Below are 14,120 nucleotides of genomic sequence, written 5' to 3'. Positions count from 1 at the left end.
GCCGCGCTGCGGGAACGATGCACGACGTACCGACGTTGAACACACTGTCGGCGTGTCAGTGCACGCGGGTAACGATCAGAGAGGACTCCACCATGGCAGATCGCGTACTACGAGGTAGTCGACTCGGAGCGGTGAGCTACGAGACCGATCGTGACCACGACCTGGCTCCGCGCAGGATGGCCCGATACCGCACGGACAACGGCGAGGAATTCGACGTACCGTTCGCGGACGAGGCCGAGATCCCGGGAACCTGGTTGTGCCGTAACGGTCTCGAGGGTTCGCTCATCGAGGGCACCGCGCCGGAGGCCAAGAAGGTCAAGCCGCCGCGCACCCACTGGGACATGCTGCTCGAGCGTCGTTCCGTCGAGGAACTGGACGAGCTGCTCAAGGAGCGGATGGACCTGCTCAAGGCAAAGCGCCGGGGCGCCAACGCCTGAGCGCCGGGGCGCCAACGCCTGAGCGCCGGGGCGCCAACGCCTGAGTCGTATGCATACGGAAAAGCCCCTCGGAGAGTGTCTCCGAGGGGCTTTTTCGTGTCCTACCCCGTGCGTCGGGTCAATGCCAGATGCTTCTCGACGACGGGCCCGATCTCGGCGAGCGCGGCCGGTTCGGTCATCGCGACGTGGGCGCATTCGACCGCGTAGTCGAAGATGCCGCCTCCGACGTGCGCACGCCACGCGGACGCGTTGCGAGCGCTGTCGGCCCGATTGACCTCGTCGTCGACGGCGGTGAAGAACAAGACGTCGCCGTCGAACCGGCCCGGCCGGAACGTGTGCGCGAGTTCGGTGCCGTTGACGTACGCGTCGTAGAGACGCTCGAGGGTCTCCGTGGTCAACGCCGCCGCCGGCCCGCCCTGCGCACGCAGTACGTCCGCGGCGTCGGCGACGGTGGGATCGAGTCCCTCCGGCAGTACGTGCCCGGTGAACTCCTCGATCAGATCCCGCACCGACGGTGTGGCCGATTCGAGGTAGCGGTCGGCGAGGACGTAACTGTCGAGCATCGACACGAAGCCGACGACCTCACCGAGCGAACGCAGCTCGACCGCCATGGCGTGTGCGATCAGTCCGCCGAGGGACCACCCGAGCAGGTTGTACGGCCCGTGCGGCTGAATCGAACGAATTTCGCGCACGTAGTGGTGGGCGACGGCTTCGATCGAATCGAAGGGTCCGCTCTCCCCCGAGATCATCGGTGCCTGCAGGCCGTAGACCGGCTGTTCGGAATCCAGGTGCGCCAGCAGACCGGTGTAGCTCCAGGACAACCCGAACGCCGGGTGCACGCAGAACAGCGGTGAGTGCGATCCCTGCGGGCGAATGGGCAACAGTGTCTCGAACGAATCGGCAACGCTGGCAGCAACTTCCGCGCTGGTGAGGTTGCTCGACTCGTCGATGCGCCGAGCCAGCCCGGCGGCGGAGGAGTCCGTGAACAACCACTGCATCGGAACGTCGACGTCGAGGGCGTCCCGGATTTCGGTGACCACCCGAGTGCCGAGCAGCGACGTTCCGCCCAGCTCGAAGAAATTGTCGTCCACGCCGACCTCGTCCACGCCCAGCACCGACGAGAACGCCTGGCAGACCGCGACTTCCGTGGGCGTACCTGCGGAGCGGTAGGAAGTGGTCGCACTGAAGTCGGGTTCGGGCAACGCCGAACGATCGAGCTTGCCGACCGCCGTCAGCGGAAGCGACTCGAGCACGGTGATCGATTGCGGCACCATGTAGCTCGGAACGCGCGACCCGATGTGGCGGCGCAGGGCGTCGACGTCGAGGTTGGCGCCGGTCCGCGGGAGCACGTAGGTCACCAGTGCGGTGTCGCCGGACTCTCGGGCATGTCCCATCGTCACCGAGAACTCGGTGTCCACGTACGAGTCCACGGCGGCGTCGATCTCGCCGAGTTCGATCCGGAAACCGCGAATCTTGACCTGGTGATCGGAGCGTCCGACGTAGATCAGCTCGAGGTCGGAGCCGACTCGCGTCCAGCGCACGAGGTCACCGGTGCGGTACATCCGCTCCCCCGGCTTCCCGCACGGGTCGGCCACGAAGCGAGCTGCGGTCAGGCCGGTGCGGTCGTGGTAGCCGCGGGCGATCTCGGGTCCGGCCAGGTACAGCTCGCCCACGACACCGACCGAGACCGGATTGAGTCGCGAGTCCAGGACCAGCGCGGACACCCCACGAATCGGTCCACCGATCGTGACGGTCTCCCCCGGCGTCATCGGCGAGCCCATGGTGGCCACGATGGTGGTCTCCGTGGGTCCGTACACGTTGTAGAGGTTTCGGCCCGGCGCCCACTTCTCCACCACCTCGGGCGGGCACGCCTCGCCGCCCACGAGAACGTGCGTCAGCGAGGTCGCCGCAGTCGGATCCGCGGTCGCGAGTGCCGCGGTCGTGATGAACGCATGGGTGATGCGCTCGGAGCCGAACAACTCCGACAGTTCCGTGCCGCCGTACACGGCGGGCGGTGCGATCACCAGTGTGGCGCCGGCGCCGTATGCGAACAGCTGATCCATCACGGCCGCATCGAAACTCGGCGTCGCGAAGTGCAGGATCCGTGAATCCGGCTGCACCGAGAACCGATCCTTCAGTTCGGCGGCGAAGTTGGACAGACCCCCGTGCGTGACGACGACACCCTTGGGTGTGCCGGTCGACCCCGACGTGTAGATGACGTACGCGGGGTGCGACAAGGCGAGTGCGCCGGACCGGTCCCGGTCGGTGAGCGGATCGCGGGACTCGCGCTCGAGCGCGAACCGGGTCTCCTCGTCGTCGAGGGCGATCCACGTGGTGGACGTTCCCACCGCCACGGTGTCGCGATGAGCGGTCATCGTGATGCCCAGTGGCGCAGCCGAATCGGTGAGCATGTGTTCGATGCGTGCGCTCGGGTACGTCGGGTCGATCGGAACGAACGCGCCGCCGGCCTTCGTCACCGCGAGCACCGTCGTCACCGATTCGACGGACCGCGTCAGGGCCAGAGCGACGAACGTCTCCGGCCCGACTCCGCGCCGAATCAGCAACCTGGCCAACGCATTCGACCGTGCGTCCAGCTCGGCGTAGGTGAGCGACTCGCCGGCCGATTCCACCGCGACCCGATCCCGTGCGGTCGTCAGAGCCCGCGCGAACGCGACGGGCAGCGTGATGGCCGGATCTGGATCGGTGTCGGCGAGGCACACCGGGGAGAGCTCGCGGTGCTCGCAGCTGCTGAGCAGATCGATGTCGCCCACCGGCTTGGCCGGATTGGACGCAGCGGTGGACAGCACCGCCGCGAACCGTCGCAGCAGGTCCGTGGCAGTCGACCCGTCGAACAGGTCGGTCGAGTAGTCGAGCGCGACGGACAGACCGCCTGCGTTGTCCCGCTCGGTCACGGTGAACTGCAGGTCGAACTTCGCGATGCCTACCTCGATCTCGGCGGCCGACAGCTCGAGGCCTCCCGCGCTCGCCGACGTCACCGTGTCGGTGCGGTGCGAGAGCATCACCTGGAAGAGAGGGTGATGACTGGTCGACCGCGTCGGGTGGAGCACCTCGACCAGCCGTTCGAAGGCGACATCGGGATGCGCGTACGCGTCGAGGTCGACGCTGCGCACGCTCCTCAGCGCGTCCGTCACGGTGGCGGACGGCTCGATGCCGGTGCGCAGGACCAGAGTGTTGACGAACATGCCGATCATGCGGTCCAGCGCTTCGTCGCCGCGGCCGGCAACGGCCGTGCCGATGGAGATGTCGCTGCGGCCGGACAATCGGCCCAGCAGAACGGCGAGGGCGGTGTGCAGCACCATGAACAGGGTCGCGTTCTCGCCCTCTGCGAGGTCGAGCAGACGCCGGTGGACCGCGGGGTCGATGTCGAGGCTGGTGGAGCCGCCTCGGTACGACGGCATGCGCGGGCGGGGCCGGTCGGTGGGAAGGTCGAGCCGGTCGGGTGCCCCGGTGAGCGTCTCGGTCCAGAACGCCAGCTGCGACGCCGCGAGGCTGTCGGAATCGGCTTCGTCGCCCAGGCGATTCTGCTGCCAGATGCTGTAGTCCGCGTACTGCACCGGAAGGTCGGGGAGCGCCGGCACAGCTCCGCCGGCACGCGCGGTATACGCGGCGACGAGATCGGTGGTCAAGGGAGCAAGCGACCAGCCGTCGGCGGCGATGTGGTGAAGCGAGATCACCAGTACGTACTCGGAGCCACCGGTGCTGAGCAGATACGCACGCATCGGCGCCTCGGTGGTGACGTCGAATCCAGCCGACGCCAGTTGGCGCGTGCGGTCGGCCAGGTCGGCCCCCGCGACGGTCTCCACCATCAGGTTCGATTCGATCGTGTCCGCGTCGAGCACCACCTGATGCGGGCCGTCGGCAGAATCCGGGAAGACGGTGCGCAAGCTCTCGTGCCGGCGCTGAAGGTCGGCGATGGCCTCGCCCAGTGCCTCGACGTTCAGGTCGCCGGTCAGGCGTACCGCGAACGGAACGTTGTAGGCGCCGGAAGTGGCGTCGAAGCGGTTGAGGAACCACAGGCGACGCTGCGCGGCAGACAGCGGAATGTGCTGCGGCCGTTCCTGAACCGTCAGGGCCGGTCCCGAACTCACCGCCGAGGTGTCCACCAGTTCCGCGAGGGCAGCCACCGTCGGATGTTCGAACAGTGCCCGAACTCCGACGCGCACGTTCGTCGTCGTGGCGATGCGAGAGACGACCTGCGTGGCGAGCAGTGAGTTGCCGCCCAGCTCGAAGAAGTGATCGCCCCGACCGACGGTGTCGCGATCGACTCCGGTGACGTCGGCGAAGATGCCGGCGACGACGGACTCCATTTCCGTTGCGGGCGTTTCGAACTCGTGCCCGGTGGAGGTGAACACCGGCGCGGGCAGCGCCCGCTTGTCCAGCTTGCCCACGGGGGTGAGCGGCACGGCATCGAGGACGGTGATGGACGTCGGCACCATGTGCGGTGGGAGCACCGACTCGAGCGCAGTCGTCACGGAGTGCGGGGTGACGTCGGCGCCGCCGCGGGCCACGACGTACGACGCGAGTGCCCGTCCCTCGTGAACCACCGTGTGCGCGAACGTGATGTCGTCGATCGCGGTCAAGGCTGCGTCGATTTCACCGAGCTCGATGCGGAACCCTCGCAGCTTGACCTGATCGTCGGCGCGCCCGACGAACTCGAGTTCGCCGTTCGCGGTCCAGCGCACCACGTCGCCCGTGCGGTACATCCGCTCGCCGGCCGAGCCGTGCGGGTCGGCGACGAACCGAGATGCGGTGAGGCCGTGGCGATTCAGATAGCCGCGGGCGAGTCCGATGCCGAGGAGGTACAGCTCTCCCGTCACGCCGGTGGGCACGGGGGCGAGTCGAGCGTCCAGGACGGCGGCGCGGACGCCGCGAATGGGACGACCGATGGTCACGGGGTTTCCGGAGCGGAGCTCGGCGATGCTCGCGACGATGGTCGCTTCGGTGGGGCCGTATCCGTTGAACATGGCGCGACCCTCGGACCAGCGCGCCACCAGGTCGGCCGAGCAGGCGTCACCACCGACCACGACGGTGCGCAGGGTCGGGAGGTCACCGGGAGCGATGTCGACCGTCGCCAGCGCAGCCGGCGTGACGAAGGCGTGGGTGACACCGGCACGCTCGACGAGCTCGGCGAGTTCACGACCGCCGTAGACGTCGGTGGGTGCGATCACCAGTGTCCCGCCGGCGCGGATCGCGAGGAGCAACTCCAACACCGAGGCGTCGAAGCTCGGAGACGCGAAATGCAGCGTCTTCGAATCCGGCGTGACGGAGAACCGTTCCATCTCCTCGTCGGCGAAGTTCGCCAGGCCCGAGTGAGTGACGACCACGCCCTTCGGCACTCCGGTCGAGCCGGAGGTGTAGATGACATAGGCGGGGTTGTCCACCGCGGACCGGCCGGGAACGCCTGCGTCCGAACGGTGTTCGACGTCCGTGCGCACGGCGTGGTCGTCGAGAGCGATCCACTCGATGTCGGCCGGAAGGGTGTCGGCGTGAGCGGTGGTCGTGAGACCGAACGCCGCCCCCGAATCGGTCACCATGTGTGTGACACGCTCCGCCGGGTACGTCGGGTCCACCGGCACCCATGCCGCGCCCGACTTGGTGACGGCGACGACGGCGATCACGGACTCGACCGACCGTGACAGGCCCAGTGCAACAACGGTTTCGGGGCCTGCGCCTCGGTCCGTCAAGAAACGCGCGAGCTGGTTCGAGCGCTCGTCGAGCTCGCGATAGGTGAGCGCAACCTCAGCGTTCGGATCCTGTCCGTGCGACGGGTCGAACGTGACTGCGACGCCCAGAGGGTCGCGACGGGCAACGGTGTCGATCATCGACGCCAGCGTCTCGGCGGACGCGGGCGCGGGGCCGCGCCGGTTCACGAGGTCCGCCCGCTCGTCGTCCGTCAAGAGGTCGATGTCACCGACGACGACGGATTCGTCCGCGGCCACGGCGGTCAGCACGCGCACGAGGCGCGCGGCGACGGCGGCGATGGTCTCGGCGTCGTAGAGGTCGCGCGTGTATCCGAACTGGAACGACAGCGCGTCGCCGCGCTGGGAGACGCGCAGTTCGACGTCGAACTTGCTCTTCTCGATGTCGATCTCGGCCGCCTCGACGCTGAGCCCCGGAAGCTCGACGGCATTGTCTGCGGCCGTGGCGAAGGCCAGGACGACCTGGACCAGCGGGTGACGCCCTGTCGACCGCGTCGGCGACACGGCGTCGACGAGCCGTTCGAACGGCAGATCGGCGTTCGCGAAAGCGTCGAGATCTGCCCCGCGCGTGCGGGTGAGCAGCTCGGCGAAGGTGTCGTCCGGCCGAACCGTCGACCGCAGGACCAGAGTGTTGACGAACATGCCCACGAGGTCGTCGAGGCGTGAATCGCCACGCCCGGCGATCGGTGTTCCGATCGCGACGTCATCGGCGTCGGCGAGACGCGCGAGCAGGACGGCCAGTGCGGCGTGGACCACCATGAACACGCTCGTTCCGGTGCGCGCGGCCACCGCCGACAGACCCTCGATCACGTCCGAGTCGAGGTCGAACGGATGGGTGCCTGCGTCGTAGGTCGGGACGGCCGGGCGCGCTCGGTCGACCGGCAGGGTGATCTCGTCGGGCAGTCCGTCCAAAGCGGTTGTCCAGTACGCCAGTTGCTGCGCGGCGCGCGAGTCGGGGTCGCTCTCGTCCCCGAGCATCGTCCGCTGCCACAGGCTGTAATCGGTGTACTGCACCGGAAGCGGAGACCACTGCGGCGCGTCGCCGGCCGCACGTGCGGTGTAGGCCGTCATCACGTCTGTCGCGAGCGGGCCCAGCGACCAGCCGTCCGCCGCGATGTGATGGACGACGAATGCGAGAACGTGGCGATCCGCACCGATCGCGAACAACGCGGTGCGCAGTGGGGTGTCGGTGGTCAGATCGAAACCGGTCGAGGCGAAGTCGCGGAGGGCCTCCGAGAGATCTGCTTCGGGAACCTCGCGGCGCAGGAGGGTCGGTACGGCGTCGTCGAGGACGTCCTGACGGGGCCCGTGATCGCCGTCCGGGAACCGGGTGCGCAGCGTTTCGTGCCGGTTCACCAGATCGCCGAGTGCTGCCTCCATGGCCTCGATGTCGAGGGCGCCGGTCAACCGGACCGCGAACGAGATGTTGTACGCGCTCGACTCCGCGTCGAACCGGTTGAGGAACCACAGCCGCTGCTGAGCGAGCGACAGCGGAATCTCCGCGGGTCGCTCGTCGGCAGGCACCGCAGCGAGCGGCGTGCGCGAGCCGCTCTGCTCGAGCACGGACAGTCGCGACGCAAACGCCTCCACCGTCGGTGCCTCGAACAGAACGCGCACGGCGACGTCGGTGCCGAGCAGTGCGGACAGCTGCGCGGTGACCCGCGTCGCCATCAGCGAGTTGCCGCCGGATGCGAAGAAGTCGTCGTCCAGACCCACCTCGCTTATGCCCAGAACATCCCCGAAGACCTGAGCGGTCTGCTGCTCCAGTGTGCTCACGGGCGCGCGGTATTCGTGGTTCTCGGTAGCGAACACCGGCTCCGGGAGCGACTTCTTGTCGATCTTGCCGGCGGGTGTCAGCGGCAGGGTGTCCAGGACGGTGATCGACCCGGGAACCATGTACGACGGGAGCGCCGCGGCGACCCGGGCAGTGATCTCGTCGACGCTCACGGGGCTCGACACGCACACGTAGGCGGCCAGTCGGGTGACGCCGGCATCGGAGGTGTGCGCCGTGGTGAACGCGAAGGTGACGGCCGGCTCGCGCAGCAGGATCGCGTCGATCTCGGCCAGCTCGATGCGGTGACCACGGATCTTGACCTGATCGTCGCTGCGTCCGAGGTAGACGATCTCGTGCTCGTCGGTCACCGTGACGACGTCACCGGTGCGGTACATGCGCTCGCCGGTGTCGCTGTAGGGGTTGGCGACGAACCGCGCCGAGGTCAGCTCGGTACGGCCGAGGTACCCGCGTGCGAGGGCGGGGCCCGCGAGGTAGAGCTCTCCGCGCACCCCCACCGGGGTGGGATGCAGTCGGCGGTCGAGCACCAGTGCCGTGACACCGGGCAGAGGCGATCCGATCGTGACCGGCCGGTCGGAATCGAGCGGAGCAGTCATCGTCGCGACGACGGTGGCTTCGGTCGGTCCGTACAGATTGAGCATCGTGCGGCCCGGTGCCCAGCGGGACACCAGATCCGGGTTGCAGACGTCACCGCCGACGCCGACGAACGTGAGGTCGTCGAGGCCCGACGGGTCGCACGTCTCGAGTGCGGCCGGCGTGACGAAGGCGTGGGTGACGCGCTCGCGTCGGAGCAGTGTGGTGAGTTCGGCGCCGCCGTAGATCGTGGCCGGCGCGATCACCACCGCGGCGCCCGCGGCGAAGCCCATGAGCAGTTCCAGCATCGACGCGTCGAAGCTGGGCGACGCGAAGTGCAGGGTTCGGGACTCGGAGGTGATGCCGTACCGCTCCACCTGGGTAGAGGCGAGATCGGCGATGCCGCGGTGGGTCACCACCACCGCCTTGGGGACACCGGTGGATCCGGAGGTGTAGATGAGGTAGGCCGGGTTGTCCACTCGCGCAGCGGATTCGACCGTATCGGTCGATTCGTTGCCGATCGTCTCGGTCTCGATCGACTCGCTGTCGAGTTCGACCCAGTGCACCGCACCGGGCAGGTGGTCGGCGTGCTCGCGCACCGTCAGACCGATGCGCGCGCCACTGTCGTCGATCATGTGCGCGATACGGTCGGCCGGATAGCTCGGGTCGACCGGCACGAACGCTCCCCCGGCCTTCGCCACGGCCCACAGAGCCGTGATCGACTCCACGGATCGGCCCAGCGCGAGCAGCACCAGATCTTCCGGTCCGACACCGTGATCGACGAGGGTGCGTGCGAGTCGCGTGGACCGCTCGTCGAGTTCGCGGTAGGTCAGCGTGCGCGCACCGAAGACCACGGCGTCGGCATCGGGATGCGTGCGCGCCGTGTTCGTCAGCAGCTCGGCCAAGGTCGCGGGCTGCCCGGACGGGCCGCCGCCGAGCGGGGTCAGCGAGCTCGTCTCACGATCGGACAGCAGGTCGATGTCGCCGACTGCCACCTCCGGGTCTGCCCCGACGGTCCCGAGCACGGTGGTCAGCCGGGTGGCCATGGCGGCGATCGTCTCCGCGTCGAACAGGTCGACCGCGTACAGAAACGTCAGGGACAGGCCGGCCGGCCCGTCGGCGGACAGCGATTCCGTCACCGACACCGACAGGTCGAACTTCGCTGTGTCGGAGGCGATCTCGTCGACCTCGACGGTCATCCCCGGAAGCTCGACGTGGGTGGGCGCCGTGTTCTCGAACGACAGCGCGACCTGGAAGAGCGGGTGGCTTGCCGTCGATCGCGTCGTCGACACCGCGTCGACGATGCGCTCGAACGGAACGTCGGCGTGGGCGAACGCCTCGAGGTCCGTGTCCCGGATCTCGCGAAGGTGCTCGGCGAAGCTCACGTGCGGCACGGGTGCCGACCGCAGAACGAGTGTATTGACGAACATGCCGACGACACCGTCGAGGGCGCGATCGCCCCGGCCCGCGATCGGCGAACCGATGGTCACGTCGTCGGCGTCGGCGAGCCGGCCGATCAGGACCGACAGAGCAGCGTGCACGACCATGAACATGCTCGACGAGCGGTCGCCCGCCAGCGCAGTGAGCGACCGGTGCACGTCCGCACCGACGGTTACGGTGTGCCGCGCTCCGCGGTAGGACGGAGTCGGCGGGCGCTGCCGATCGGTGGGCAGGTCGACGACCTCGGGGATGCCGTCGAGTTGCGTCGACCAGTAGTCGATCTGCTTGCGCGCCGCGCTCGCCGGGTCGTTCTCGTCGCCGAGGCTCGCGCGCTGCCACAGGCTGTAGTCCGCGTACTGAACCGGAAGAGGTGCCCAGCCGGGCGCGTCGCCGGCCTTGCGGGCGGTGTAGGCCGTCATCACGTCGGTGGCGAGCGGGCCGAACGAGAAGCCGTCCGCTGCAATGTGATGCAGCACGATCGCCAGGACATGGGTGGGTGCGTCGGCGTCCTCGACACGCAGGAGGGTGACGCGGATCGGGCGGTCGACGGTGACGTCGAAGCCCACCGTCGCGGCCGCGATCAAGCGCACCTGTACGTCGGCCTCGCGCACGTCCTCGACCGCGAGAGCGGCGTCGTCCACGGGGTGGACGACCTGGTGCGGTCCGTCGGCGGAGTCTGGGAAGGTGGTTCGAAGAGACTCGTGGCGCTCCAGCACGTCGCGCAGCGCGGCAGCCAGCGCGTCCCGATCGACTTCGCCGGTCAGTCGGAGGGCGAACGGCATGTTGTACGCCGGGGACGCGGTGTCGAAACGGTTGAGGAACCACAGGCGTTGCTGTGCCGACGAGAGCGGAATGCGCTCGGGCCGCGGGCCGGCCACGAGAGCCGGACGGGTACCGGAATCGGTGTCGGTCGGCAGGCCGACACGCTCGGCCAACGCGGCAACCGACGGAGCCTCGAACAGATCCCGGATGGACACCTCGGTACCGAGGTCGCTGCTGAGGCGCGAAACGACCTGCGTTGCCAGAAGGGAGTTTCCGCCGATCTCGAAGAAGCTGTCGTGAACGCCGGGCTGCGGTACGCCGAGCACCTCGGCGACGGTGTCGGCGATCTGGCGTTCGACGTCGGTGCGCGGCGGAACCGACGGGACTGTCGACACCTCGCGGTGCGGCGCCGGAAGTGCCTTGCGGTCCACCTTGCCGTTCGCGCTGAGCGGCATCTCCTCGAGCACCATGAAGAGGGTGGGCACCATGTAGGACGGAAGCATCTGCGACAGCGCGCCGGTGAGTTCGTCCGTGTCGATGCGGTGGCCACCGACCGACGCCACGTAGGCGACCAGTTCGGTCTCACCTCGGTCGTCCGTGTGCGCCACGGCCACTGCGTGATCGACCGCGGGCTGAGCCATCAGCGCCGACTCGACTTCACCGAGTTCGATGCGAAGCCCGCGAATCTTCACCTGGAAGTCGGTGCGGCCGAGGTACTCCACGACGCCGTCGGCCCGCCACTTGGCGAGGTCGCCGGTGCGATACAGACGCTGGCCGCTGCGGCCGTAGGGGCTGGCGACGAACCGGTCGGCGGTGAGGTCCGGGCGCGCGACGTATCCGCGCGCGAGTTGTGCTCCGGCCAAATACAACTCACCCGGCACGCCGACCGGAACCGGTTCCAGCCGCGCGTCCAGGACGTACAGGGCGGTGTTCCACACCGGTGCTCCGATCGGGACCGTCGTGTCTCCCGGGCGGTACGTGTAGTGGCTGACGTCGACGGACGCTTCCGTCGGGCCGTAGAGGTTGTGCAGTTCGCGTCCGCCCAGCGCGGAGAACCGTGCTGCGGTGTCGGGAGCGAGCGCCTCGCCGCTGCAGAAGACGCGAGCGAGCATCGGCACTGCCTCGGCGGCAGCCGGTTCGGACACGAACGCGCTCAGCATCGACGGCACGAAGTGGGCCGTGGTGATGCTCTTGTCCGCGATCACCCGCGCGAGGTACCGCGGATCACGGTGGCCGTCCGGCGCGGCGACCACGAGACGGGCACCCACCTGCAGCGGCCAGAAGAACTCCCACACCGACACGTCGAACGTCGCCGGTGTCTTCTGCAGAACCGCGTCGGTGTGATCGAGCGGGTACTGCTCCTGCATCCAGATCAGACGGTTCACGATGCCCGAGTGCGGTACGGCAACGCCTTTCGGGCGCCCGGTCGATCCGGAGGTGTAGATGACGTAGGCGGTGTTGTCGCGGCGGAGCGGCGTGAGTCGCTCGTCGTCGGTGATGTCGGTGGTGTCGATACCGTCGAGCGGCACCGTGTCCACGTCGATGCGTGGGGTGGTGCCGGGCAACTGGAGTCCGTCGCGAGTGGACGTCAGAACGCAGACCGGGTCGGCGCTGTCCAGCACGTACGCCACGCGGTCCGCGGGGTGATCGGGATCGAGCGGAACGTACGCACCGCCGGCCTTGACCACCGCGTACATCGAGACGACGAGATCGAGCGAACGGCGCATGGCCAGTCCGACCGTCCGCTCGGGGCCGACCCCGCGGTCGATCAGGACTCGCGCGAGTGCGTTCGCGCGAGCGTCGAGTTCTGCGTAGGTGAGGGTCTCGTCGTCGAATTCGAGGGCGGGCGCGTGCGGCGTGCGCCGTGCCTGGGCCGCGAACAGGCCGGGGAGGGTCTGTGCCACGACACCGTGGGTCGTGTCGTTCCAGGTGTCGAGAACGAGTCGACGCTCGTCGGGCTCGATGACGTCCAGACCGGACACCCGCGACCGGGAACCACGCGTGAGGAAGTTCTCGAAGAAGGCGAGGAATCGACGGTGATGTCCGCGCAATTCGTCGGTGTCGTAGAGGGCGGGGTTGGCCTCGAAGTCGATGTTCAGCCGCTCACCGGCGTCACTGTTGTAGACGTTGAAGGTGAGGTCCTCGATGGGTCCGCTCGAGAGCAGATGCAGGTCGCCCCTCAGATCGCCGAGCTTGACTTGCCAGTCGAACAGCATGATGTTGACCATCGGCCCGAAGAAGCCGCGGTGAATCGACGCGGTTCCGTGGTCACGGCGGATGTCCTCGTGCCGGTACTTCTGATGGCGCAGGGCACCGGTGATGCGCAGCGTCACGGCCTCGACGAGATCGCCGAGGTTGGTGTCGGAATCGATGTGCAGCCTGATCGGAACGACGTTGGAGACCATGCCGCCCGAGCGGCGCAGCACGGCCGTGGTGCGCACCGACACCGGCAGGCTCAGGACCACGTCGGCCGATCCCGTGATGCGGTGCAGGTACGCCGCGAACGCCGCGGCCACGATCGCCGCAGCACTGGCGTCGAACCGTGACGCGGCGTCGGCGAGAAGTTCGTTGACTGTCGAATCCAGGGCTGCGTTCTCCCGCAAGCGATTCGGTTCCGCAGGTGCGGTTCGGTCCGACAGGCCGAAAGAGTCTGCAAGTCCGGAAACCTCTGCGGCCCAATACTCGCGGTCGGTCTCGAACCGAGCGGACTGACGGTACGCACGTTCGGATTCGTAGATCTTTGCCAGCGGAGACGCTGTGCACGTGGCGGATTCGCGGCCCTCGACGGCGTCGGTGTACAGCTCGGCGACGCGGTTCATGGCCGTCATGGCGCCGAAACCGTCGCCGGCGATGTGATGCATACGCGTGTACCAGAGGTAGTGATCGTCGGCGACACGGAGAAAGGCGTTGACGGTCAACGGATCTCGGTCGATGTCGACCGGTCGCCGCATCTCGTCCTGCATCCAGGCCAGGGCATACGCGACCGGGTCCGCTTCGCCGCGAACGTCCAGGTGCGTGGAATGGATGGACGTCTCGGGGTCGATGACCTGGTACGGCTGACCGTCGACCTCGACGAGACGGATACGGCCGGACTGCAATTCGGCCCCCGCTCGATCGCCGACGCGAGCGAGGAGGTCGACGTCGAGGTCACCGCGGATGTCGACGTACTGGGCCACGGTCAGCGGCACTTCCGGCGCCAGCTTCTGTGCGAACCAGAGACTGGTCTGTGCAGGCGAGAGTGGAATCAGGTCCAGTGTCGCTGCGTCGCTTGCGCTCTCGGCGTCGGTGGAGTGGCGGCGGGTGGTGGGATTGTTCTCGGTCTCCGCAGAAGAAGTCACCGTTCGCTCCGTTCGTGGCCGTCGATCGTTTCGGTCGCAGAAACGACGCACACATCGA

The 14,120-nt window shown here is 68.2% G+C and carries 2 protein-coding genes; one reads left to right on the top strand and one right to left on the bottom strand.

Annotated elements, in window-relative coordinates:
• The first annotated feature begins 92 nt into the window (after nt 1-92).
• Nucleotides 93-437: an RNA polymerase-binding protein RbpA gene (locus AC59JP_RS06125; protein WP_188545130.1), complete on the top strand. Its 345-nt coding sequence runs from the start codon at nt 93-95 to the stop codon at nt 435-437.
• Nucleotides 438-538: 101 nt separating this feature from the next.
• Here the strand turns inward: AC59JP_RS06125 and AC59JP_RS06120 are convergent, their stop codons facing one another.
• Nucleotides 539-14,062 carry a non-ribosomal peptide synthetase gene (locus tag AC59JP_RS06120; protein WP_497324722.1) on the bottom strand — a complete coding sequence of 4,508 codons (13,524 nt, stop codon included), beginning with the start codon at nt 14,060-14,062 and terminating at the stop codon, nt 539-541.
• Nucleotides 14,063-14,120 lie beyond the last annotated feature (58 nt).

It is taken from the genome of Rhodococcus sp. 320_ES, from assembly GCF_059691855.1.
The sequence above is the reverse complement of the archived record's forward strand: the minus strand, read 5'-3'. Positions and strand labels throughout refer to the sequence as shown.

Excerpts from the sequence above, each read along its gene's own strand:
- AC59JP_RS06125 (WP_188545130.1), top strand. The coding sequence starts at position 93 with ATGGCAGATCGCGTACTACGAGGTAGTCGACTCGGAGCGGTGAGCTAC.